The 25055-nt window shown below is 41.5% G+C and carries 19 protein-coding genes and 2 tRNA genes; 9 read left to right on the top strand and 12 right to left on the bottom strand.

The genetic code is table 11. The features are described from left to right. Positions 1 to 4: 4 nt before the first annotated feature. Genes ACGE0T_RS05640 through ACGE0T_RS05630 form a run of 3 tightly spaced genes read right to left on the bottom strand, consistent with a single transcriptional unit; the run spans position 5 to position 3645 of the window. Entirely contained in the window at positions 5 to 958 is a 954-nt protein-coding gene (locus ACGE0T_RS05640; RefSeq protein ID WP_459189560.1) for a hypothetical protein, read from the bottom strand. After that, on the bottom strand, positions 955 to 1494 hold the full coding sequence (locus ACGE0T_RS05635) for a ferredoxin domain-containing protein (RefSeq protein ID WP_459189559.1): 540 nt from the start codon (positions 1492 to 1494) through the stop codon (positions 955 to 957). The genes ACGE0T_RS05640 and ACGE0T_RS05635 overlap by 4 nt, the downstream gene beginning before the upstream one ends. A 33-nt stretch (positions 1495 to 1527) precedes the next feature. Next, entirely contained in the window at positions 1528 to 3645 is a 2118-nt protein-coding gene (locus tag ACGE0T_RS05630; protein WP_459189558.1) for a KamA family radical SAM protein, read from the bottom strand. A 260-nt stretch (positions 3646 to 3905) separates the two neighbouring features. On the opposite strand from ACGE0T_RS05630, the gene ACGE0T_RS05625 reads away from it, so the two are divergent. Next, positions 3906 to 5768, top strand: coding sequence for an SLC13 family permease (locus tag ACGE0T_RS05625; RefSeq protein ID WP_459189557.1), 1863 nt, complete (start codon positions 3906 to 3908; stop codon positions 5766 to 5768). 334 nt (positions 5769 to 6102) lie between these two features. Further along, complete coding sequence (locus tag ACGE0T_RS05620; RefSeq protein ID WP_459189556.1) at positions 6103 to 7050, top strand: hypothetical protein; 948 nt, start codon at positions 6103 to 6105, stop codon at positions 7048 to 7050. Positions 7051 to 7176: 126 nt separating this feature from the next. Here the strand turns inward: ACGE0T_RS05620 and ACGE0T_RS05615 are convergent. The 5 genes from ACGE0T_RS05615 to nikR form a co-directional block, all read right to left on the bottom strand. Further along, positions 7177 to 7264: transfer RNA gene (locus tag ACGE0T_RS05615), tRNA-Ser, on the bottom strand. A 62-nt stretch (positions 7265 to 7326) separates the two neighbouring features. Then, positions 7327 to 7411 (bottom strand) — tRNA-Ser (locus ACGE0T_RS05610). A 120-nt stretch (positions 7412 to 7531) separates the two neighbouring features. Continuing rightward, complete coding sequence (locus ACGE0T_RS05605; RefSeq protein WP_459189555.1) at positions 7532 to 9106, bottom strand: carboxylase; 1575 nt, start codon at positions 9104 to 9106, stop codon at positions 7532 to 7534. Between the two features lie 323 nt (positions 9107 to 9429). Beyond that, positions 9430 to 11313 (bottom strand): TonB-dependent receptor plug domain-containing protein, encoded by a 1884-nt coding sequence (locus tag ACGE0T_RS05600; RefSeq protein ID WP_459189554.1) that lies wholly within the window; start codon positions 11311 to 11313, stop codon positions 9430 to 9432. 87 nt (positions 11314 to 11400) lie between these two features. Next, positions 11401 to 11802 (bottom strand): nickel-responsive transcriptional regulator NikR, encoded by a 402-nt coding sequence (gene nikR, locus ACGE0T_RS05595; RefSeq protein ID WP_459189553.1) that lies wholly within the window; start codon positions 11800 to 11802, stop codon positions 11401 to 11403. 127 nt (positions 11803 to 11929) lie between these two features. On the opposite strand from nikR, the gene gpmA reads away from it, so the two are divergent. From gpmA to ACGE0T_RS05570, 5 genes are all read left to right on the top strand, one after another. Further along, the gene (gpmA, locus tag ACGE0T_RS05590; RefSeq protein WP_459189552.1) at positions 11930 to 12679 is read left to right on the top strand and encodes a 2,3-diphosphoglycerate-dependent phosphoglycerate mutase; all 750 of its coding nucleotides are present in this window, start codon (positions 11930 to 11932) and stop codon (positions 12677 to 12679) included. A 263-nt stretch (positions 12680 to 12942) separates the two neighbouring features. Next, positions 12943 to 13962, top strand: coding sequence for a phenylalanine--tRNA ligase subunit alpha (gene pheS, locus ACGE0T_RS05585; RefSeq protein ID WP_459189551.1), 1020 nt, complete (start codon positions 12943 to 12945; stop codon positions 13960 to 13962). 77 nt (positions 13963 to 14039) lie between these two features. Then, positions 14040 to 14426: a fluoride efflux transporter CrcB gene (crcB, locus tag ACGE0T_RS05580; protein ID WP_459189550.1), complete on the top strand. Its 387-nt coding sequence runs from the start codon at positions 14040 to 14042 to the stop codon at positions 14424 to 14426. Between the two features lie 4 nt (positions 14427 to 14430). Then, positions 14431 to 15072, top strand: coding sequence for an endonuclease III (nth, locus tag ACGE0T_RS05575; RefSeq protein WP_459189549.1), 642 nt, complete (start codon positions 14431 to 14433; stop codon positions 15070 to 15072). Continuing rightward, positions 15069 to 15941: a hypothetical protein gene (locus tag ACGE0T_RS05570; RefSeq protein WP_459189548.1), complete on the top strand. Its 873-nt coding sequence runs from the start codon at positions 15069 to 15071 to the stop codon at positions 15939 to 15941. The genes nth and ACGE0T_RS05570 overlap by 4 nt, the downstream gene beginning before the upstream one ends. 6 nt (positions 15942 to 15947) lie before the next feature. Here the strand turns inward: ACGE0T_RS05570 and ACGE0T_RS05565 are convergent, their stop codons facing one another. Beyond that, positions 15948 to 16703, bottom strand: a complete 756-nt coding sequence (locus ACGE0T_RS05565) for an MBL fold metallo-hydrolase (protein WP_459189547.1) — start codon at positions 16701 to 16703, stop codon at positions 15948 to 15950. Beyond that, the gene (gene murB, locus ACGE0T_RS05560; protein WP_459189546.1) at positions 16703 to 17716 is read right to left on the bottom strand and encodes a UDP-N-acetylmuramate dehydrogenase; all 1014 of its coding nucleotides are present in this window, start codon (positions 17714 to 17716) and stop codon (positions 16703 to 16705) included. The genes ACGE0T_RS05565 and murB overlap by 1 nt, the downstream gene beginning before the upstream one ends. A 252-nt stretch (positions 17717 to 17968) precedes the next feature. Between murB and ACGE0T_RS05555 the strand changes: the two genes are divergently transcribed. Together ACGE0T_RS05555 and upp are read left to right on the top strand one after the other, a co-directional pair. Beyond that, positions 17969 to 18259, top strand: coding sequence for an HU family DNA-binding protein (locus tag ACGE0T_RS05555; RefSeq protein ID WP_459189545.1), 291 nt, complete (start codon positions 17969 to 17971; stop codon positions 18257 to 18259). Positions 18260 to 18393: 134 nt separating this feature from the next. After that, on the top strand, positions 18394 to 19047 hold the full coding sequence (upp, locus tag ACGE0T_RS05550) for a uracil phosphoribosyltransferase (RefSeq protein WP_459189544.1): 654 nt from the start codon (positions 18394 to 18396) through the stop codon (positions 19045 to 19047). A gap of 4 nt (positions 19048 to 19051) precedes the next feature. Here the strand turns inward: upp and ACGE0T_RS05545 are convergent, their stop codons facing one another. Together ACGE0T_RS05545 and ACGE0T_RS05540 are read right to left on the bottom strand one after the other, a co-directional pair. Then, positions 19052 to 21421: a sensor histidine kinase gene (locus ACGE0T_RS05545; RefSeq protein ID WP_459189543.1), complete on the bottom strand. Its 2370-nt coding sequence runs from the start codon at positions 21419 to 21421 to the stop codon at positions 19052 to 19054. 148 nt (positions 21422 to 21569) lie between these two features. Further along, positions 21570 to 25028, bottom strand: a complete 3459-nt coding sequence (locus ACGE0T_RS05540) for a family 16 glycoside hydrolase (RefSeq protein ID WP_459189542.1) — start codon at positions 25026 to 25028, stop codon at positions 21570 to 21572. Positions 25029 to 25055 lie beyond the last annotated feature (27 nt).

The following is a 25055-nucleotide window of genomic DNA, read 5'->3' as shown; positions in this document are numbered from 1 at the left end:
CGCCTTACCCGAACAAATCGAGGGTAAGCTGTTTCTTTTCCGCTTCCAGTTTACGCAAATGGCGCTTTCCTTGCGGAGTAATGATTTCCATTTTATCGAAACGGGTACGGATAACGGTCTTCACCGTATAACTTACGTTGACCGTTTCACCCAATTCGCTTAGTTTACGTTCTATCTCCAATACACAGTCGATACACATGCCACTTGTAAAGGATACCTTTTCATCGAACATCTGTTTCTTGAAATCCTCATCGTTCATATAGAAATCGATAGTCTCTCCTCCTTTATTATAGATGCCTTTCCAACGGTAGCGGCTGTCTTTCAATACCGGAGAGATGATTTCAATCGTTGCTTTATTATCTTTTACAGGGGGTAAATCATCCGAACGGAGGATATAATAATCAAACTGCTCCCGCTTTACTTCCAGGGAACCGGAACGGCTACGGTTATTTTCATTCAGCTCGCGACAGGTTATCTTCGTCACTTTCGGATAGCCGCGCAATGCTTCATAGAAATTTGATTTATATTTACAGAACTTGGGCATAGAGCTAAGCAGTTCTATCAGCTCACGGGGAATAAGCGCATCCGGAGATTTCAGTTTCAGGTTACGGCGCAACAATGCTATTTCTTTCTGCATCTTTTCCTCGTCCGCCGCTGTACGGTCTGCCACAGGCTGTCCACCCAATAACAAAGACTGGCGGGTAAATACCTGCATAAACAGATTCAATACGATAGAAATGGAACGGGTACTTTCGCCTGCCACCGCCCATATCTCCTTAAAACCTTCTTGTCCGTATGGTTCACTGTGAACGGTCATCTTCACATCCAGCATATCTGCCAGGGTACGTATCATGGCAAGCACTTCTTTCTCGCAACGATGCTTTACCATTGCATCCATATAGTTGGATTTATCGTTAAAATAATAACGAAGTTCCAGCTTATTATTAAACTTTATCATGATTTCTGTTCTTTCGGTTTACGGTCAAAGAAAGGATTTTTAGATGAGGCACTTACCGGAATCGCCATGACAGATTTGCATTCTCCCAACCAACCCAAATTCTGGGCTGCAAGTCCGGCACTAAACATAACCCGGGTATCCAACCGCAAATCGGAAGCCGTAGCACAGGCAGAACCGATAGCAATACCCAAATCGACGGAATTAATGGCACAGGGAACTTCCTGCGGCTTCTCCACGCAAGTGGCAAACCCGCAATGGGCACAATTCAATCCTTGTACTTGCTGACGCGTGCCGATAATCAGGATGGCTTCCGCCTGCAAAATATTATCGGCATCACGTAAAAAGAATTTCAATCCTGTTTCGCCAGCCATTTCAACCAGCTTTTCGGAGAGCAGGCGGATATCGTTATCCGTAACCATCGCCATCTCTATAATGTCGATGCCTTTTCCTTTCGGAGCAGTACGTGCAGCCGTCATCATTTGACGAACAGCCTGTAACACATGCTCATGTCGTATTTCTCGTTCGTTTTGTATCATCTCATCTTGGTTTAGCGAAACAAAGATACACTTTTAGTCGCTTTCCAATTCAAGATTTGTCATCTTTTCTGTGATGTGGAACGGATATTCGGCATATTCATACAGGCTGAAACGGGGTTCGGTTTCCCCTTCGGTATAATGCCAGATTGTGGCATATTCCCTCACATCTTCTCCCATTTCCTGCAATTGCTTCAGGTAGGCTGTGATGGATTTATTTTCTACAATATAGACTTCCCCTATCTGGTTAATAATAGGGCTATGATGACGCCCTGTATCATGCTCGAATTTCAGGACACGTTTTCCTTCCGAAGTGATTCCGATTGTAGTAAAGGTCATACTTTTACCAATAGCCGGCAGGTTCAGGACATTCCGGTCGGTGGAAGCAAACAGCAATTGGTTTTCCTTCAAGAAACTCATCAGTTTCTTTCCCAACGGACGTTCATGACGAACCAGACGGTATAATTCTTTCTGTTTGTTTTTGGGAACTACACCAAATACTTTTTCTTCCTGCTGCTCCTGTAAAGAACGGCTATTCGGGGTAAAGACAGCATAATTCTCTTTAAATCCTTTTACAGAGAATGTATAATAGCAAATCACACCTATTGAATTTAGCACCTTCCTTAATTTGGCAGTATGTCCACGACGGGAAGCAGCCACATTATATACCAACTGATTGGTAACAGTCCAACCTGCCGAAAGAATAGCTTCAATAGCCCGTTTAGCTTCCGGCGTAACTTCCAACGGAGATTGGAAATGGGTTTGTACGATAAATTGGGTAACCCCTACCAAAGAGGCTTTTTCTTTAAATTCCCGAAGGATATTTATCAATTCATCCGTTACACGAAGCGGCAGATATGCAGGCAGTCGCGAACCTAAACGAACCCGTTGCAATTCGGCATATTTTTCCCCATCGGGACGATTCTCGTTTGCTTTCCGTTTACGCACTGCCATCTTATACACGGCATCCAATATATTACGTAAAGTTGCATTCTGGCTCATCAACGCATCTCCACCGGTTATCAAAATGTCCCTTAACTGGGCATCTTCTTCAAAATACCGCATCAGACGGCGAAGCTTCTTATCCCAGGATTCTTTCGGTTTCAATGCTTCAAAATCGAAATTCAGATGCTCGCTCTGGAAATCATACATACGTTGGCAAGAGGCACATAAACCTCCACAAGCACGTCCCATGGAGTCAGGTATCAAAATAGCGACTTCCGGGTAACGGCGATGGATATTATGTCCGTCCGGTAATAACCAACCGGCAGCATTCGGATGCCCCGGAACAACAATATCTTCCTTCTCCCAAGCCTTAATCGTGCCGTATGTCTCTACCAACTCATTTGAATACAGGATATAAGAGCGGATTGCCGAATCATCATATCCTACGGAATTTGTGTTCAACAAAGACAAATAATAAGGGGTTACAAAGAAAGGCATCCCTTTTTTCTTTGCCTGCATCAATAAATCCATCATCTCTTCCGACAAAGAACCACCCAGGAAATAATTTAATTCCGTAGGGCTTTTGATTGCCATAGCCAAATGGAAACGCGCAGTTTCCCACCACTCTTTTACCTTAAAGTATTTTTCTTCATACGACATTTCCGGTGTAAACTGATATCTGGAAGAAGGTGCATGCCGGCGTTCTATTTTACGGATTAATCCCGAAACAATACGTTCTTTGTTGAATGTCCGTATCGCTATAACTTCTTCGTCCAATCCGGTAGGCCAACGGTTCATTTGTCGCTTCAGTACAGTACGGTCCGGTATTATCTCCACCGGTTTTTCCAGTAATTCAACTTGTTTGTACAAATCGATGAACAAATCCGGAGAAACGTCGTCCGTAAGCTTTCCGGTAAGGAACTTCCATAAATAAGTGATTGTTCCTATCGGCATATCTTCCCCGGTAGACAGTTCGGAAACTGTCGTATTGTTATACTCAATCAATTGAAGAATACATTTCGCAGCGGTATTCCCTGTATTGTCGCCTTCACCATTCTCGCGGCTGCGGGATGATACATAAGAACGTAAAGCTTCTCCAAAAAGCTCTGCATTCTCACTTTCTTCCGCCATAATCGCTAATTGTGGGAAATCGAGGTTAAAAACTTTGAGTAACTGGGAATTATCATACGAAAGTAATCTTCTAATCATAAGCAATAAGTTTAAGAGGGTTATAATCTCTATTATTTACGTTTGTCTACAAAGATAAGAATTTTAACATCTTACGAAAGACTTTGAAGCATTAAAACATTTTAATTTGTTCTGAAAACCAAGCAAAATGATAAATCTGCCAAATCGTTACATTATGCAGAAAACCAAATTACCTGTTATTTTGTTTATGATAAGGGAGGGATATGTTTCCATCTACAAATCTTTAATATCACACAACTCGAATTAGTAGCTAAAATACTATGCTGACAACAATTATTATTCTTGTTCTTTCTGCCATATTTTTCGTAAATGGCAAGTTCCGTTCTGATATTGTGGCACTTTGTGCTTTAATTGCCTTACTGGTATTTCATATACTGACACCAGAGGAAGCCTTATCCGGATTCTCCAACTCTGTTGTAATTATGATGGTAGGCCTGTTTGTAGTAGGAGGAGCTATTTTCCAGACCGGATTGGCAAAGATGATTAGCAGCCGTATCCTGAAGCTTGCCGGCAAAAGCGAACTCAGGCTTTTTCTACTGATTATGTTAGTTACTTCAGCAATCGGGGCTTTTGTCAGTAATACAGGAACAGTGGCTCTTATGCTTCCCATTGTAGTCAGCCTGGCAGTCAGTGCCGGAATGAATCCAAGCCGGCTGTTGATGCCACTTGCTTTTGCCAGCAGCATGGGAGGTATGATGACACTTATCGGTACCCCTCCTAACCTTGTGATACAAAACACATTGACCTCCGCAGGTTTCCAACCCTTATCTTTCTTCTCTTTTCTTCCGGTCGGTCTTATTTGTGTAACTGTCGGAACATTGATATTAATACCTCTCAGCAAATGGTTCCTGTCTAAAAAGGGAGAAAATAATTCAGAAAACTCCCTTTCCGGAAAATCTTTAAAACAACTGGTTAAAGAATATGGTATTTCCAATAACCTGTTCCGCCTGCAAGTAATACCGACATCCCATCTGCAAGGGAAAACCATTAGTGATTTAGATATACGACGTAAATATGGTTTAAATATTTTAGAAGTGAGACGAGGAAATGCTTCCCAGCATCGTTTTCTGAAAACCATTACCCAGAAACTTGCAGCACCGGATACGATATTGCAAACAAACGATATTTTGTATATTTCCGGCAAGTTCAACCAGATAGAACAATTCTCAGAAGACTTCCGGTTAAACATCCTGGACGAGCATACAACGGAAGAAGCAAACAGCACTGGCAATTCTTTGGAATTTTACGATATAGGTATTGCAGAAATCGTCCTGATGCCTTCCTCCAGCCTCATAAACAAGACGATTAAGGAAGCCGGTTTCCGTGATAAATTTAATGTAAATATCCTGGGCATCCGTCGTAAACAAGAATACCTATTACAAGACCTGGGCTCCCAAAGCATACATAATGGAGATGTTTTGCTGGTACAAGGAACCTGGAGCAATATAGCCCGCCTTAGCAAAGATGACTCCGACTGGGTTGTTTTAGGACAGCCACTGGATGAAGCAGCAAAGGTTACTTTAGATTATAAAGCCCCTATAGCTGCTGCAATTATGTTGTTGATGATAGCCATGATGGTATTCGACTTCATCCCTATTGCTCCGGTTACGGCCGTTATGATAGCAGGAATTTTAATGATATTAACCGGATGCTTCCGAAACGTAGAGGCTGCCTACAAAACGATAAACTGGGAAAGTATCGTATTGATAGCCGCCATGCTTCCCATGTCTTTAGCCTTGGAGAAAACAGGAGCTTCGGAATACATCTCAAATACATTGGTTAGCGGGTTAGGAGTTTATGGTCCTTTGGCACTGATGGCAGGCATTTACTTCACAACCTCTCTAATGACAATGTTTATCAGCAATACGGCAACAGCCGTACTGCTCGCTCCCATTGCCCTGCAAAGCGCCCAGCAGATAGGGGTAAGCCCTTATCCATTCCTTTTTGCCGTAACCTTGGGAGCCAGCATGTGTTTTGCCTCTCCTTTCTCAACTCCACCCAACGCATTGGTAATGCCAGCCGGACAATATACTTTTATGGATTACGTAAAGGTGGGATTGCCTCTGCAAATTATTATGGGAATTGTCATGATTTTGGTTTTGCCCCTGCTCTTTCCGTTCTAAACTTAATATAGTACGACATAAGATACCGGTTCCAAATAATCATAGTTATGTTTTCACCGATTCATAACTATGATTTTGGAAAACCATAGTTATAATCCGGAAAAACAAACAAAATAATATTGATTTTGGAAACAACATTTCTACTCTTGACCTTCTGAAAATTAAAGCCCTCACAATCATCATATTTACACAGCTGATTTACAGAAACATATTAACACTTTTATTTCTAAAAAATATGATTACATTTGTCTGAAGTTTTTATATACTGATTATATTTTAACAAATAAACCCTGTGTTTTCTTAAAAACCAATTTATTCTTAAACTTTAGAGACAATGAAAAATTTTAATCTTTTAGGTAAAACTTTATTGCTGATTCTATTCTGTGTAAGCCTTGCAGCATGTCACAAATCTAATGAAGACCAAAATGAGAGCTTAACTTTAACAGGAATATGGCATGTGGACAAAGTCCTTTACAAAGGGCAGGAGATCAAAGATTTTGATGAATTCAAATACGTGATTATAGACAATACCCACTTCTATACCCTTAAAGCACTGGATGATAAGGATAACAAAATAGATTATTGTACATATACCTATAATCCGGCAGAGAAAGTTATACATGCCGTATATGTCGACAATTCGGATGCATGGGATATGAATATATTAAGCCTGACTAAAAATAGCCTTGAAATAGAATGGGATGAATACAATGATGGAAATATGATGCATATCTATGTCAGCCGGAGTACGGAGAGTCTGACAGAGAAAAAGAACATCATTTCCCAAATTGTAAATGTTTTCATTACAGGGCATGGTTATATGACTAATAGAGCAACCACGGAAAATTTGAGCGCTGTAAATTTCTATGTTGGAGAAGGAAAATTTTTAAATATGGATATTATTCCCAACATAGCTTTGGGACAGGATACCGTAAGCCAAACCGGTACTAACAAAGAGCATTATATTTATGCCACAAAATTTGAAAGCGTAGATATGGGTAATACCAGCGATTACAAAATCGCCGGGTTTGATAAAGAACTTCCGGAGATTGACCTCAATAGCTCCAGGCAAATATTGAAAGTGTATCAAAATAACAACAACGAAGATATTGTTATCTTCCCCTACACGACTAATTCTGCTGATGATAATCTGAATGATATAAGCAGGGTTTATACAATAGGAAACAGTTTGAGTTCCATCCATGCTTATTTTCATACCCATAAAGATTTTAAAAATAAGCAGGTAATCTTCCATTGGGCCGCTTGCCGCAGTAAAATCTAACAATAAGTTGCACCAAATTACCAAATTCTGCAATGAACTTCTCTATAATACAAAATAATAAAGACTAAAACAGTTTGGTACCTGTTCTAGTCTACACATATCATAAACACCTTTTAGTACACTTTGCGGAGAGAGCGGGATTCGAACCCGCGAAACCCTTTAGGGGTTTACACGCTTTCCAGGCGTGCCTCTTCAACCACTCGAGCATCTCTCCTTTTCGGTTGTTTCTCTCTTTAAAAAAGCCACTGGAAAATTTCATTTCCAATGGCTTCTCTGCGGAAAGACAGGGATTCGAACCCCGGGAACCTCTCAGTTCAACGGTTTTCAAGACCGCCGCAATCGACCACTCTGCCATCTTTCCTTGTCTCGAAGACGGGTGCAAAAGTAGATGGTTTATTTGAAATATGCAAGCATTCATACATATTTCTTTTTCATTTTTATACGATTCTTTTCAGAATGGCTGATTGTCAAAAATATACATTCACCGAATTTCTTCCCGTCTCTTCTTCCGTTTAACCAAAAAGCGTTCAGCCATCATCGGGAATAACTCCAACAGCAGAACTTCTTTTTCATTTTCAGCAAGTAATATGCCGGTTTCTTCCAGCACCGGATTTTTCTGCATCTCATATTCCGACGGGTCATAAGGGACTTCGTCACGGGAACCTGTTATTTTCAAACGGAACTCCGGGTCGATCGGTATCGGAGTTTTTCCATATTCCCCCTTAACCAATGCGATAAACTGATACGACGGATTGTCGTACATCGGTTTATTCTGCTCTATATTCAATGCACTGGTGATTGCCTGCGTTCCGATTATTTGGCTGGTTGGCGTTACCAATGGAGGCAAGCCAGCGTCCATACGCACTTGTGGTATCAGCGACATCGCTTTTTCTAACAAATCGATCTGCCCCATCTGCTTCAATTGGGCTACTATACCGGCATACATTCCTGCAGGGATTTGTGCATCCTTCACTAATTCATTCGGTTCCGGAAAATTAAAATACTCTTCAATTGCACGGCAGAAAAGAAGCATATCACTCTCTTTGTCTTTCCGGGCAGCATCAATCGCATCATTAAAAAAGCGATCGATTTCGGTAGGCATCCTGTCGGTCAAAGGATTAAAAGCTTTTGGAAACTGATGTGCCGTATCAAAGGCTGATAATTCTTTCCTTATCTTATGCAACTCGCCATTGATTTTAGCTACGGCTTCCATATTAATATCCAACTCAATCCCCAACTTCTTACAAAAGATATAAACCAATTCCACCGCCGGAGCAGCTGGGCCACCGGCAAAATACCAGATATTCGTATCCACAATATCGACACCGTTCACTATAGCCGCCAGCACGGAAGCCAAACCATACCCAGGCGTACAATGTGTATGGAAATCTACCGGAACCTTCAGGTTCCTTTTGAAAAGACGAATCAATTCGGCACATCTTGCCGGTGGCATCAATCCGCTAATATCTTTTATTGTCACCATATCAGCACCCAACTCCTCCAGTTGACGGGCTTTATCCAGGAAATACTCATTCGTAAAAACAGGCTTAGGCAACGGATGCCCGTGCAAGGCCGCTTTTATTCTTTCGGTAGCAGAAAAATGAGGATCTATCGTATAACAGATTGCACAATCGGCAAGCCCCCCGAACCTCTTTACATAACGCACGGTGGATTTAATATTATCCACATCATTTAATGCATCAAATATCCGCATAATATCTAATCCCGCCTCCATCGAGTTACGGCAAAAACCTTTGATTATATGATCCGGATAAGGATTGTATCCAAATAAATTACGACCTCTTGAAAGTGCAGTGAGCTTGGAACTGTCTCCTATCGCCGACTTAATTTTTTCCAGCCGCTCCCAAGGATTTTCACCTAAATAACGCATGATAGAATCAGGTACCGCTCCACCCCACACTTCCATTGCATAAAAACCAGCTTCCTTATAAAAAGGAAGCACTCTGTCTATCTGTTCCTGAGTCATTCTGGTAGCAAATGCTGATTGCTGACCATCACGCAGAGTCAGATCCCGGATTAAAAGCTTTCGTATCATACTTTAAATATATTATTAAGACTGTTTTCACTCCATTAGTCTTTATTAGAACCAATAATTAAGCGGTTTGGATTTCCGGGAGCGGGTTAAGAATAGCAAAGATTTCTGAAATCGGAAATTTTAATTTACGGGAGAGCAATAAAATTCCGGTATGGATAACAAAAAACTACAGTTTGAGGGTTTGGACAATTACTTTTGAAAAATAAATCCGGTTACACGACTTATAAATAAAACGATATGGGCATATAACAGCGCCCCTATACTTGATAGCCGCCATTATATGCCCATGTGATTAAAACCGGTAGAAACAGAAACCGTATTAATTAAAATGTAACATCAATACCCCCCATTACAATTGCCTTAGGCATAGGAAAGCCATCATTAATTGAATAACGTGTAGCCGTCAGATTTTCACCTTTCACAAACAGGTTCAAACCTTTATCACGACTACCGAAACGATAAGCGGCTTTTGCATTCAAGGTAGTAAAATCTTCCTGCTTCGTACAGGCATCATCCGTATATAATCCAAATATGGACTGTACGCTTACATTGAAAGTAAAACGTCCCGGCATATAAGTTGCCCCAGCATAAAACTTATGTTCAGGAGCTCCCGGGATAGGTTTGTTCATGTGTAAGTAACTATAATTCATATCTGCATTCAAGTTCTTGCAAATCTGGTAACGTGCTTCAAACTCAATTCCTTTATTAGTGAAAGTTCCCACATTACGATTCTTAAACGGAGGACGGTTATCTCCGTTGATACTTACCGAGCTAATCATATTCTTACCATCGATATAGAATGCTGTAACCTCGGCAAACAAGTTTCCATCCAGAAAATGTTGGCCGACGGCAACTTCGTAATTAATCATACTCTCCGGTTTCAAATCCGGATTGGCAGCTCCAAACATATACATTTCACGGATATTCGGACTACGGAATCCTTTGGATACGGATGCACGGATTGTATTCCCTTCAAAGGGACGCACAGTAACACCCCCTTGCGGAACCCATTCGCCACCGAACGTACTGTTATGTTCATAGCGCACACCGGCATTCAGGCTCAACATATCAAACAAATCCTGCTGCATAATCACATATCCGGCCGTTTCATTTACCGTTTTATCAACCAGTTCACTTTTGCTGCCGTCATCATTATTATTCCATGCATGTCCACCCCAGTTCTTATAATCGATACCTACCGTAAAAGTATTTCCTTTGAACAGACGGAAAGATTCATAAAGCAGGACACCTACATTATGGTCGTCCGAACGGAATAAATAGGTCAGCGGCTTTTCTCCCGGATCATATCCGTCATTAATTTCATGGTTTCCCCAGTTATAAAACAAACGCAGAGCGCCACTCATCTTATCATATTTATTTTCCAGTGCGAAAGATGTGGTTCCTCGAAGAATATCCATCTTATTATCCAATATCGGCGCTGTTATTTTACCCGGGTTCTGGAACTTCGATTTTGCGAGGCTCACATCTCCGGTCACTTTATAACGGTCGTTTATAGTATATCCCAAATTGGCAAAACCATTCGTAATATGGAAATCCGAATTAGGGCGATGTCCGTCCGTACGGTCATGGTTTATAGAGATAAAGCTACTGAACTTACCGATATTATACCCATTATTAACCATATATTTTTGAGTATTGAAAGAGCCGTACATGACACGGGCCTGCGTACGTCTTCCCTCTTGCTTATGCCTACGGGTAATGATATTGACCACTCCTCCCATTGCATTGGAACCATATAGTAAAGACCCCGGCCCGCGTATGACTTCCACCCTGTCCACATCCGAAGCCACATACGTATCCGGCAATGAATGCCCGAACACACCTGCCCATTGTGGCTGGCCGTCAAACAACATTAATACTTTATTACCGCTCCCTACTCCACGGATATTTACAGTTCCTGCCGAACCTGCCGAGACACCGAATCCGGTAATACCCTTTTGCGTGACAAACAATCCGGGTACACGCTCCGATAACACCGGAAGCAAGGCCGACTCACTGCTTGCCTCTATTTCATCCCTGTCAATGACGGAAATAGTCAGCGGAACACTATTCCGGTTCACATTAATCCTATTTGCAGAAACAACTACACCTTTCAGATTAATCAAACTGTCTATAGCGGCAGGGTCTGATGCAAAAGCAGAAACACCCGATAAAAGTCCCGCCACAAATAACATTTCTTTTTTCATATAATATTCAAATAGTTTTATCAATACATTCAGTTCAGAAGTAACACGATTAATTAAAAAGGTGTTACCGCAGATGTAAAAAAATAGTCAATCGGCACGGCTCATTACCAACTTGCCATGTTTTATTCCCTTAATTGTTGTCAACTTGTCGGCAAGTTCGGTCAAGCGGCTTGCAGTCCCCATAACCGTTACAATATGCAGGCAAAAATTACGATTCACATAATATTGGGAAGATGAAAGTATCACATCCTGATACCCCTGCTGGATGGCTGTTATCCGGGAGGCGATCTCTTTACGTACCTGGTCGTACATAATGATGATGGTACCGGCTACGATATGGTTGCATTGCCATTTCTTCTCTGCAACGTTCTTTTCTATCAGGAAACGGATCGCCTGGGAACGGTTGGCAAAACCATTCTCATTCACATACTGGTCCAGCGATTCCAGTAAATTATCTTCCAAAGAAACTCCAAAACGCTTCAAAGCCATATAGCTAATGTTTTTAAACCGGCGGTAAAGATATATATTTTTATGGAAAACTTCTGTAATACGAATCTTTTCCTCTCCACGGCTTGTTATATAATCAGATGGAACAGTCATAACTAAATAAGAAAAAATGAAAAGAATCGTATTGCTTCGCCATGGCGAAAGCACCTGGAACAAAGAGAACCGTTTTACCGGATGGACTGATGTAGACCTCACCCCCAAGGGTGTTGAAGAAGCGACCAAAGCCGGCAATTTGCTGAAAGAAAAAGGATTTAAGTTTGATAAAGCCTATACTTCTTATCTGAAACGTGCAGTAAAGACTTTAAACTGTGTGCTGGACCGTATGGACCAGGATTGGATACCCGTAGAGAAAAGCTGGCGGCTGAACGAGAAACATTACGGCTCGCTACAAGGGTTAAACAAGAGCGAAACCGCCGAAAAGTACGGAGACGAGCAAGTACTTATCTGGCGCCGCAGTTACGACATCGCCCCTCTTCCCCTAAAAGAAGATGACCCGCGCAATCCCCGCTTCGAACTCCGCTACAAGGATGTACCGGACAAAGAATTACCCCGTACGGAATCGCTCAAAGATACGGTAAACCGGATTTTGCCTTATTGGAAAGAGGTGATATTCCCTTCACTCGAAACGGCAGACGAGATATTGGTTGCCGCCCATGGCAACAGTTTGCGCGGTATCATTAAATACCTGAAGAATATTCCGGATGATGAAATCGTGCATCTGAACCTGCCAACAGCCGTACCTTATGTATTCGAGTTCGATGAAAACCAAAACCTGACAAACGACTACTTCCTTGGCGACCCGGAAGAAATCAAGAAATTGATGGAAGCTGTAGCTAATCAGGGGAAGAAATCCAACTAATAAATTTCATCCTAAATGGCCTGTTTTCAAAACATAGGTGTTTTGTTTTTAAAACATATATGTTTTGAATGCAAAGCATGTATGTTTTGAAAACAGATGATATATACACAATCCAAAGCTCCTTCACTATGTCTTTCCTCCCTTACAAATTATGATAAAAAGCGGGATATAACTTATATTTTATCTAAAAAACCTCCTGTAATCGGTTGCAGTATCCAAAGAAAGGAGTAACTTTGCACATTGAAAATAAAATATGGTTAGAAATGATCGATAAGATTAATGCACTGCTTCGGGAAGTAGAAAACCTGCAAGCTGCAAATGCTGAAGAACTGGAAGCTTTACGTATTAAATACCTCAGTAAAAAAGGTCAGATTTCCTTACTGATGAATGATTTCCGTAACGTTGCGGCAGAACAAAAACGTGAAGTGGGTCAGCACCTCAATCAATTAAAAGAGGCAACTCAAAATAAAATCAATGAACTGAAAGAACGTTTCAGTAACGAGCAAACGGCAAACGACGATATCGACCTTACCCGTACGGCTTATCCTATTGAATTAGGAACCCGCCATCCGCTTTCAATCGTAAGAAAAGAAATTTGTGACATTTTCGGACGCTTGGGCTTCAGTATTGCCGAAGGGCCGGAAATCGAAGACGACTGGCATGTATTCTCTTCATTGAATTTTGCAGAAGACCATCCGGCACGCGACATGCAGGATACATTCTTCATCCAGCATAATCCGGACGTGTTACTTCGTACACATACATCTTCCGTACAGACCCGTACAATGGAAAATCAGGAACCGCCCATCCGTATTATCTGCCCGGGACGTGTATACCGCAACGAAGCCATTTCTTACCGTGCACATTGTTTCTTCCATCAGGTGGAAGCATTATATGTTGATAAAGACGTTTCATTCGCCGACTTAAAACAAGCTTTGTTATTCTTCGCGAAAGAAATGTTCAGCGCAGATACGAAAATCCGCCTGCGTCCTTCTTATTTCCCGTTTACCGAACCTTCTGCCGAAATGGATATTTCCTGCAACATATGTGGCGGAAAAGGATGTCCTTTCTGTAAAGGTACCGGCTGGGTGGAAATCCTCGGATGCGGTATGGTAGACCCTAACGTACTTGAAAATTGCGGTATCGACAGCAAAGTATATTCAGGTTACGCTTTGGGTATGGGTATCGAACGAATTACAAACTTAAAATACCAAGTAAAGGACTTACGTATGTTCTCGGAAAACGATGTCCGTTTCCTGCGTGAGTTTGAATCAGCCAATTAAATTGGAAACCTAAATCAATTACCATCTTCCCCGGGTCATTAACCAACCCGGGGAAAACACACAAAGGATAAGATGATATGATAAAGGTTTTATTACTTTTGGCAGGAGGAGCAATCGGCACCGTACTCCGTTTCGGTGTTTCGACATGGGTACAGCGTTCGCTACTTTACTCCTTTCCGTTCGGGATACTTTCTGTTAATGTCATAGGGTCTTTTCTTATTGGTTTCTGTTGGAGCATCGCCGAATACACAAGTCTGTCCGCCAACGCCAGAATCTTTCTCTTTACCGGACTGTTCGGTGGATTTACCACATTCTCTTCGTTTGCATTAGATACAATGACATTGATGAAAACAGGCGAGTACAAACTTGCCTTCCTGAATATCCTGGCAAGCAACCTATTGGGTCTTGTTGCAGTTTTCCTCGGATTATTTCTTGGTAAAAATGTTATGAATCTAATTAAATAAAGATATGCGCAAGGAAGAACGATATAAAGGTGTATTGGATTGGTTTGAAAAGAATGTACCGGTTGCCGAAACCGAATTGCATTACGATAATCCTTACCAGTTACTGATAGCTGTAATCCTGTCCGCACAATGTACAGACAAACGGGTTAACATGATTACCCCGGCTTTGTTTCGGGATTTTCCTACAGCAGAGGTAATGGCAGCTTCCACCCCGGAAGTTATCTTCGAATACGTACGCAGTGTCTCTTACCCGAACAACAAATCCAAACATTTGGTAGGCATGGCAAAAATGCTGGTAAATGATTTCAAAGGTGTGGTTCCTTCGGACATCGACGAATTGCAAAAACTTCCCGGAGTAGGACGCAAGACTGCGAATGTAATCGCTTCCGTTGTGTATAATAAGCCGGCTATGGCTGTGGATACCCATGTGTTCCGTGTAGCCAACCGTATCGGATTAACGAACAACAGCAAAACACCGCTGGAAACAGAAAAAGAACTTGTAAAACATATTCCGGAAGAAAAAATCCCAATAGCTCATCATTGGCTTATTCTGCATGGGCGTTACACTTGTATTGCCCGCAAACCTAAATGTGAAACATGCGGATTAAAGCAATGGTGCAAGTATTTCATGAACACAAAAGCATGAGAATCCGGTGGGAAATAATCTTTTTTCCGATAGCGGTCATCATCGTATTATCGGTTATCTGGTTCTTTTTCGGAAATATAGAAAACAAGAAAAAGACCATACAAACGGACTTATATGCATTGACTGCTCCCAACCCCTATGCCATACTGGCAATAAACCGTCCGGTTTCTTTTACCAAGCATATGCTTGCATCCAAACCCGTATATGATGCTTTTACCGGCAAAATACCGGATATATACCTATCCCTTCTTTCTGAGAATAAAGAGCAATCGACTACCCTCCTTTCTTTCCACCCGCAAGGGATTGTATATTATTCTAAAACGAATACACCGGTAGGCAATAAGATTCCGGAAAAGTTTTTCAACTCCTTTGCCCCACAAATACAAACAAAGGGAGACATTACATTCAGTTATTATCCGGATACAGGAAACCAATTTTTCGGTTGTTTCCAATACCATAATATCTATGTGGCAAGCTATAGCAAAAAGTTGCTGGAAGAGGCTGCCGATATACTGGCAAGTTCCCCACATACACTTTCCGCCCGACAAAAGCAGTTACGAAAAACATTCGACCCGAATGCACCGCTTAACCTGATGATTAATTCAGACAGCCTGGACTTGTATGTGAAAACCGGCAACTCAACGGAATGGAGAATAAACGACTATTGGTTAGGAGCTGATATTTTCATGAGTGAAGGGAATATCTGTTGCTTCGGTAGCGTTCCTTATTTTCAAACATCAGATTCACTTTACCAGGCGCTTGCCGATACATTGACCTTGCGTATAGAACAGATATTTCCACAATTCCACATTCAAAACCAGATTAATATAGAGGGCGAAAACGTTTATTATACCGGTTGCAACCGGTAAACCGCATTATATCGTAACCTTTAAACCGTCATAAGCCAAATGCACATGAGGCGGCAATTCTTTTTCAACCTCCGCATGAAGACCCATGCTATGCCCCATATGAATCAGGTAAGCATCTCTCGGATGCAGACGTTCTATATTTGCTAAAGCCTCATCCAAAGTCTCATGTGTAGGATGGATTGTTTTACGAAGTGCCGTAATAATCAAAACATCCAATCCTTTCAGCTTATCATATTCCTCTTCCGGCAGGTATTTGACATCCGTTACATAAGCCATATTCCCGATACGGTATCCCAAAATCGGAAGTTTGCCATGCATTACACGGATCGGTATAACCGGAATACCTGCAGCGACAAACGGTTCCTCTGATATCCGGTGTAATTCCAAATTGGGTACGCCCGGATACTTATTTACACGAAAGGCATACGGAATACGGGTTTCTATGGCCTCTGCCACATAATCCTCCGCATAAATATCCACCCCTTTTACACGGCAGAAAGGACGTAAGTCATCCAAACCACCGACATGGTCGTAATGTTCATGTGAAATAAGGACAGCATCCAACTGGCTGGTCTTATTTTTTATCATCTGCCAACGGAAATCCGGACCACAGTCCAATAAGATTCTTTTTCCCTCCGTTTCTACTAAAACTGAAGTTCGTAAACGCCAATCACGGGGGTCGGAACTGGTACAAACCTCACAGGTACAACCAATTTCAGGAACTCCGGTTGAAGTTCCTGTTCCTAAAAACGTAATTTCCATTATTCAACATATTTAACCTCCGGCATAATCTCTATGCCGAATTTATCTTGTACAGCCGTACGGATACTTTCTGCGACAAGTGCTATTTCGTATCCTCTGGCATCTCCCAGATTAACTAAAACCAATGCCTGTTTTTCATAAACACCTACAGCTCCATGCGATTTGCCTTTAAACCCGCATTGCTCGATCATCCAGCCTGCCGGAACTTTTATTTTGCCATCACCTGCCGGATAGGAAGGAATGTCCGGGTATTGGACTTTCAACTTCTCAAACTGGGCGACCGGAATAACCGGATTCATAAAGAAACTGCCGGCATTTCCCAGCTCTGCCGGATCCGGAAGCTTACGGCGCCGTATCGCAATAACCGCATCACGGACAGCCTGCAACGTTATTTCGGGATACTTGGACAATTCATCTTCCAGATTTCCATATTGAACAGAAAACTGTGGTTGCTTGTTCAAACGAATGGTTATATAGGTTACAATATAAGGATCGTTCTTTTCATCTTTAAAATAACTCCGCCGATAGCCATATTCACATTCCCGGTTGGAAAAGATACGTTTTTCAAATGAAAGCTGGTTATAAGTCTCCACCGTTTCGATAACATCTTTAATTTCCACGCCGTATGCACCGATATTCTGAATTGCTGCTGCACCGGCTTCTCCCGGAATCAGGGACAAGTTTTCTATACCTCCCCATCCATGCTCCACGGCATAAGCAACTACATCATCCCAATTCTCCCCTGCCCCGACACGAAGCAAAACAGAATGTTCAGTCTCTTCTTCTACCGAAATGCCTTTTATCCGTGAATGTAAAATAATTCCATTAAAATCATTAATAAAAAGTAAATTACTACCTTCGCCTATATGCAGAGAACGGCACTCTTGAAAGTACTCATCATGCAAAATCCGCGACAACTCTTCTTCACTTGCATACTCCATAAACCAACGGGTCTTGACTGGTAGATGAAATGTATTATGCCCCTCCAACGAGTAATTTTCTTCTATCTTCATACTTGTTTTATTATTATTTGGGAGGACAAAAATAACTATAAATATTCTAATATCGTCTCTTATCGCTATAAATTAAGAAATACAGGAGGTTCCATAAATCGCTCATTTTTAACGTTTTTTATTTACCTACTCGTAACAATTCGCGGAAACCTTTGTTTAATAAGTATGGAAGTCAAATTCTTCCTTGGTGAAGGAAGAAAGACATTTAGACCAATTTTATGTATACAAATTTTTTTTAAAATCAAAACACTCATGAACAAAGCAGAACTGATTGAAGCCTTAGCAGAAAAGGCTGGAATGCAGAAGCAAAAAAGTAAGAAGATGCTGGATGCGTACATTGACATCGTAACCGAAGCCATGTCCAAAAACGAAGAGATCGTATTGATCGGCTTCGGAACGTTAACCCCACGCCCACAAACCAGCCGTTTAGCACGTAACCCGAAAACAGGTACTCCGGTAATGATTCCGGCAAGAACCACAGTGAAATTCAAACCAGGAAAGTATTTGCTTAATGCAATTAACAACCAGGGAGAAAAAAAGTAATAAATTAAGGTTACATAACAGAAACCCTGAATACCCATTTTAAACCGGGTATTCAGGGTTATCTATTTTTCAGAAAAAAAATTATTCTTCCCAATCTAATTGTATTAAATTCGCGCCAAATTAATACAATTCACATGAAAATAATTAACCTTGGAGAAAACAATTCCATATTAAACAGGTTTGTCGCCGAACTACGCGACGTTAATATCCAGAAAGACAGTTTACGTTTCCGCCGTAATATCGAACGCATCGGTGAAATTATGGCCTACGAAATCAGTAAAGATTTTAGTTACAGCACCAAAGAAATCCAGTCGCCTTTAGGCTTCGCACCAATGAGTACCCCGGATGAAAATGTTGTTATCAGTACAATCCTGCGTGCAGGGCTTCCCTATCATCAGGGCTTCCTCAGCTATCTGGACAACGCGGAAAATGCATTTGTTTCTGCCTACCGTAAATATAAAGACCGTCTGAACTTTGATATTCATATCGAATACATTGCTTCGCCACGGATAAGCGACAAGACTTTAATCATAACCGACCCGATGCTGGCTACCGGCAGTTCCATGGAATTGGCTTATGAGGCTTTAAGGACCAAAGGACATCCTGCCCATATACATGTAGCTTCTATCATCGCCAGTAAACAAGCTATCGAATATCTTGAAAGAAAAATGCCGGACGATATTACGACAATATGGGTTGCTGCTATCGATGAAGGCCTGGACGAGCATTCTTATATCGTTCCCGGATTAGGCGATGCAGGCGACCTTGCCTATGGTGAAAAAGAATAAGGAATTAACGGGGTAAAGTAAACCAGAAGCAGGAACCTTTTCCCAACTCTGACTTTACTCCGATTTTTCCGCCTAACTGCTCTACTAAACTTTTACAAATAGACAAACCAAGCCCTGTTCCCTGCTTAAAAGTATTCCCTTTGTAAAAACGATCAAAAACACACTTTGTCATTTCCGGGTTCATCCCCTCTCCACTATCAGTTACTGAAAATTCTATTTCATGGGGATAGACATGATAATCTAATAGAATAAAACCTTTTTCCGTATGCTTAATCGCATTATTAACAAAATTAGCCAGTATCTGTGTCAAACGGGTACGATCACAATAGAAAATGCAAGGTTGAAGCCCGGGAGAAGAAATCAAATCAACATCTTCCGTAATTTTTATCCGTAAGGAAACTACCAACTCCTTATATAATTCCTGCAAATCGATGTCGGTCGGTTTCATTTCAAAAGTATTGGACTCTATTTTCGCCAAATCCAGGACATCTGATATTAATTGTAGGAGCAATTCATTATTTTTCTGGATTATATCAGCAAACTGCACTTTATCCTCCTCATCATTCGTTTCTGCCAGCAATGTTGAAAAACCAACAATCGCATTCAACGGGGTCCGGATTTCATGGCTCATATTCGCTAAAAAGGCAGACTTAAGCTGGTCCAGCTCTTCTGCTTTCTTTCTCTGCTGCTCCGTCTCCTTTAATTCCGTAATATCATAATTCACACAAATCATTTCCAGTTTGGAAGGATCATTCGCCTGCATATTACGCATTACATTTACACGTATCCATTTCCAGCCATCTTCATTTTTAATACGCAGCTCTTTACGAATACTATTCACTTTCCCTTGCTTAACGTCTTCAAAGAATTGAATCATTACTTCCCGATCTTCCGGATGTACCGCATTATACAAACCTATTATCTGAGGAAGGGGTGTTCCCTCTTTCTCTCCCAGGTTCCGATACCATTGACTGATAGCATAGCCTTCACAGGTAAGCAAATCGAATTTAGCATAGCCTACTTTCGCATATTGGCTGACTAATGTAAAGAAATACTCAAACTCCTCAATCCGGTTATATGCAATTGTTTTATCAGTGTCATCCAGATTTATAAAAAGGTAATTAATCAATTCACCATGACTGTCATACAACATGCTGACTTTAGTAAGCAAATCGATGGTTCCCTCTTTCTTTGTCGGATAGTAGTTATTCTCCGTGATAAGCTTAAAAGAATAATTTAAACGGAAAGTCACAGACTTACGGTTTCTGACCTTTTCTATTACCTCGTGAGGTATAACCGGATTATCGAAAACATTGATACCCAATGCTGCTTTCTTCGATTCCACACCGAATATTTCAAGATCCTTATTATTCATATCGACCAGATAGCCATTCTGATCATATAATTCAATACCTACCGGTATATTGGTATATATATTACGCAAAAGTTTCTCACTATGATCCAATGCTTCGTTTATTCTCGCCATTTTCGTAATAATGCTAATAATATTAGCTATCGACGATAACCATTGGTAGTCCTCAAGATTCCATATACGGTACTTGTCTACTATATCGATACCGATATATCCCCAAGCCTTATTCTTTATTACCAAAGGTATCAATATCAGGGAAAGCACTCCTCTCTGTTTCAGATAACGCTTTTCTTCGGCTGCCTCCGACGGCAATTCATCCAGATTATTAACCAATACCGGATATAATTTTTGTATTTTTTGCGTAGACCAGGGCAAAGTGGCTACAGAGATATTCTGCAAAGAATCACGAACAGTTTTAACTCCCTCACTGCATACCTCGTAAGTACAACTTAGGGTTCGCAATTCATTGTTATATTCCATAATACAAGCCCTACCTTTCGTATTGATAGAATATAATATCTCTGTCAGTACCAAATGGATAGAACCCGGAAGATCGTTTGTCTGAATAAATGAATGCAAAGCCCGGGAGACACTTCCCAAATGCCGGAGTATGCTATCCAGCTCATTACTTGCATTCGACTCTTCGTTAAACTCCTTATTGGGTATTAATTGCAGGATACCCAATACAATTATTTTACCGGACTCATCAATTTTACGTTCACAGATTTTAGTACGGACAAATTTGAAACCATAGCATGTTTTCATTGGAAATATCTGCTCATAAATACCAATCCCTTTAAAAAAAGAAAATTCATTCGCAATACGGGCCCGGTAGTCTTCATGGATTAGCATCAGAAAATCAAGAAAAGAAACTCTTTTGTCTTTCAGCTCCATCAGGCTAACCAAATAATCCGAACAGATATAATACCCATTTTCAAAATCGGCTTCCCACCAACCTACCTGGGCATTATCCAGCAGCAACTGGTATTTATCTATTTCCATATAAGTTATTTGCTATTTGAAAGCAAAAATCGATATAAAAAGTCACACAAACAAACTTTATTCCTTTTAAAATTCAATACTTTTCGCAAAACAAAAGCGGGAATCAGTATTTAACCGATCCCCGCTGACTTTTTTTTAATATGATATATTATTTCAATTCCTTGATACGTATATTGCGGAATTTAACCGGAGAGCCGTGACCTAAGAAACCGATGTGTCCTTTCTTATTGAACAATCCCGGATGTTCCTTTCCGTCGGGAGTACCGTTTTTCACAGCATCGCGGATGTTACCTTCAAGGATAACCACCCCGTTCACTGTTACACGGATGTTATCTCCATTAGCCACAATTTCTTCCTCATTCCACTCGCCCACAGGTTTGAAAGCCTTGGGATGATCGGCATTTGCTGGAATAATCCCGTAAACGGAACCATGATGCTGATATTTGGTAATATCCTTATAAATAGGATGTTCGCAATCAAGTATCTGGATTTCCATACCTGCATAAGCGGCATCTCCCTCCATCGGAGTGCGAATACCTACCCCATTGTTAGCCCCCGGAGTCAATTGAAATTCGAAGCGATAGATAAAGTTTCCATATTCTTTCTTCGTATACAGGTTTCCTCCGAAGCTTCTGCTCGGTATCATAGAAATACAACCATCTTCCAATGTATAATCTACTGTATTCCCGGTCCACTCATGCATATTTGTTCCGTCAAACAACACCTTGAAACCATCTTTAGCTTCTTCGGCAGACAGTTTGAACGGTTCTTTACGTTCCAGTTCCTTTACATATAGGTTGCGATAGTAAACTTTACTTCCGTGAGCCTGTAATTCAATCTGTTCCATCATAGGTATCGGCTGGTTACGATCCCAATAGTTTTCCAGGATAACATCATCCACGACCTTTTCCCCATTCAGGACAACAGTTACGCGGTCGCCCACCATCTTAATATAGAAGCTATTCCATTCTCCTAATTTGTTGTCGGCAACTTTAGACGGCTTACTTTCATTCACCTGGTTATTATATAAACCACCTGAACCTACTTGTGCACCGACATCCACACGGGAAGTATCCCATATCTGGACCTGAGGCGTACCACGAAGGTAGATACCTGCATCAGCTTCCGGTCCTGCCGGATCAAGCATCCAATCTACATACATTTCGAAATCTCCATACTGCTTGTCTGTACACAGATTATCGAAACCTGAACCTACATAAACCATCATGCCATCTTCCACCACCCAGTCTTTACGCATTTGTTCATCTGCTTTTTCCTGAGCTTTAGCCAATTGAGCGGGTTTCATTTTAGCACGTGCAATCGGATTCTCTACCAAACCTTTCCATCCGGTCAGGTCTTTGCCATTAAAGATGGAAACAAACCCTTCACCGGCCGGCATTTCTGCAAGATGTTTCCGGATGGCTTCTTTCTGGTAACCGGCATCCGGATTATCCAGCACCTGTATCACCTTATTCAGCAAGTCGCGGACATTTGTTCCTGTATAGTCCTTATTGCCTAATGCAATATTCATAACAGCATTAGCGGCAGCCTGTTGTACAGGTTTCTGGTTCAGGAACTCACCGGCATACAACATACCCAGGAAGGTTCCAGTCTTTTCAATCTGCTTCAATATTTCAATCTTTTGCTGATCTGTCTTAGCTATTTCCATAGCCTTACGTAATTTCAACAAACGATTTTCACCTGTGATTGCAGGATTAGAAACCAACTTGACATATGCATTCAGTGCCGGATTGAAATAATTGGAAGAAGTGTTTTCCTTGCAGATATTAAACAGTTCATCGGCAGCTTCAATGCCTTTCCAGTTCAATAAAGCTTCAAATGCAGCATCCCGTTGTGCACCTGTACTTGTGCGGAATCCTTTCACGATTGTAGCTAAGGCTTCCGGTTGTCCGGTTGAAGCCAGTACCACATAATACAAAGATTTTTTATTATCACCGGCTTGTATCATACGGCGTGTAATTGTAGAAGCCTGTTCATTTTTCGGCAAGAAAGACAAAGCAGAAATTACAGCACGCTGTAACGGTGGGATAGCCAAAGCATCGGCAGTCTCCAACATTCCACAAAGATTTGTCAAGTCACGGTCGCTTACCACATCCTTCAATGCAACGTAAGCAGCAGCCACAACTTCCGGCGATTCGGATTTCGTCTGTTCCAATACTGTATTAATATTTGCTGTTGCATTACGCATAGCCAATAATTGAAGTCCGGCAATCTTTCCGGCATTACCGGCAGCAGGTATGGCTTTTGCTACAGCAGCATCAATATCGCCATTAAATGCAATCAATGCATCCTGAGCCAGCAGAACCATCTGGTTGTCGTCACTCTTCAGCAGATTCGCCAAAGCAGGGATACATGATTGATCACCAATCTTGACAATTGTCCATGCAGCAGCTTCTCTCACCGGATATTCCCCTTTATTCAACTGTTCCAGCAAAACCTGTTTGGCAGGAAGGTCGAAACGAATTTCCAGATTCTTGATAATATCATGTTGTGAAGGTCTTTTCGCTTCACGTCCGAGCCAGTTTAAAATATCGACCTTAACATCCGGTTTGGCTTTCATCATCACCTTCATTAATTCGACATACATAGCCTGGTTTGCATAATCGGAGGCAAAATTCAATGCAGCATTGCGGTAGCCCTTATCTGCATCTTTCATTGCAGCAACAACCTGTTTGGTAGCTTCACCACTTTTAACTGCAAGCAAAATCTGCAAAGCAGCTTCCCGGCTTTGCAAAGCATCAGCCTTTGTCGCTTTCTTCATCAAATCTTTCGCAGCTTTTTCCGCTGTCTGCAAATCGCCCTGTGCGGCAATGCGTTTGATTAATGTGATATAAGCTTCATTAGCACCTAATTTATCCATCGTATATCCGGCAGCAGCGGCAGCTTCTGCCAGACTCGGCAATGAGGCTTTTGTTCCGACACGGCTTAACGCATAAAACAATTCTTTCTGCATGTTCGGGTCACTGGAACCCAATAATGCTCTCAAAGCGGCCTCGGAATCCGGGACCTGTGCCTGTGCAATGGCACGGACAATATCCTTCTGAGTCTGCAATGTACCCGAACGGCGCATTAACGATGCGACCAAAGCTTTCCCCGCATTCTCGCTGCCTATGGCAGAAAGAGCACGCGCAGCCGGACCGCTGAGACTTTCATCATTTAGATAAGAGACAAGCGTATCGATACATTCATCTTCTCCAAGAATTTCAAGTTGGCGGATAATAAATGCTTTCGATTCACGGTCTGTCAACATATCCAATGCTTTCATGTAGGCTTTGGCTGTTGTCAAACGTGCACTCTCTTCTCCTTTAGCCATTACATAATGAGTCAATCCGCTCAATGCGTAATCCACATTGGCATTACTGCCCTTACCCGGAGCGTTTATCATATTCACCAGCATCAGAACCCCTTCTTCGCCGGTCGAACTCAAGTCGTTTATCAATTTATTGTATTCAGCCTGCTTCGCTGCCGGCATCTGGGCAAGCACATCAGCTGCAATCGTTTTTGCAGTACGGTTGGCCGGAGCCTGTGCAACCAGCATACTACTGCACAGTAACAAAGCGGCTATCGATATATATGTTCTTTTCATTTTCTCTGATTTATTTCAATTCAAAAG

It is taken from the genome of Parabacteroides sp. APC149_11_2_Y6 (assembly GCF_054506995.1).
This window is presented reverse-complemented; position numbering and strand designations above follow the sequence as displayed.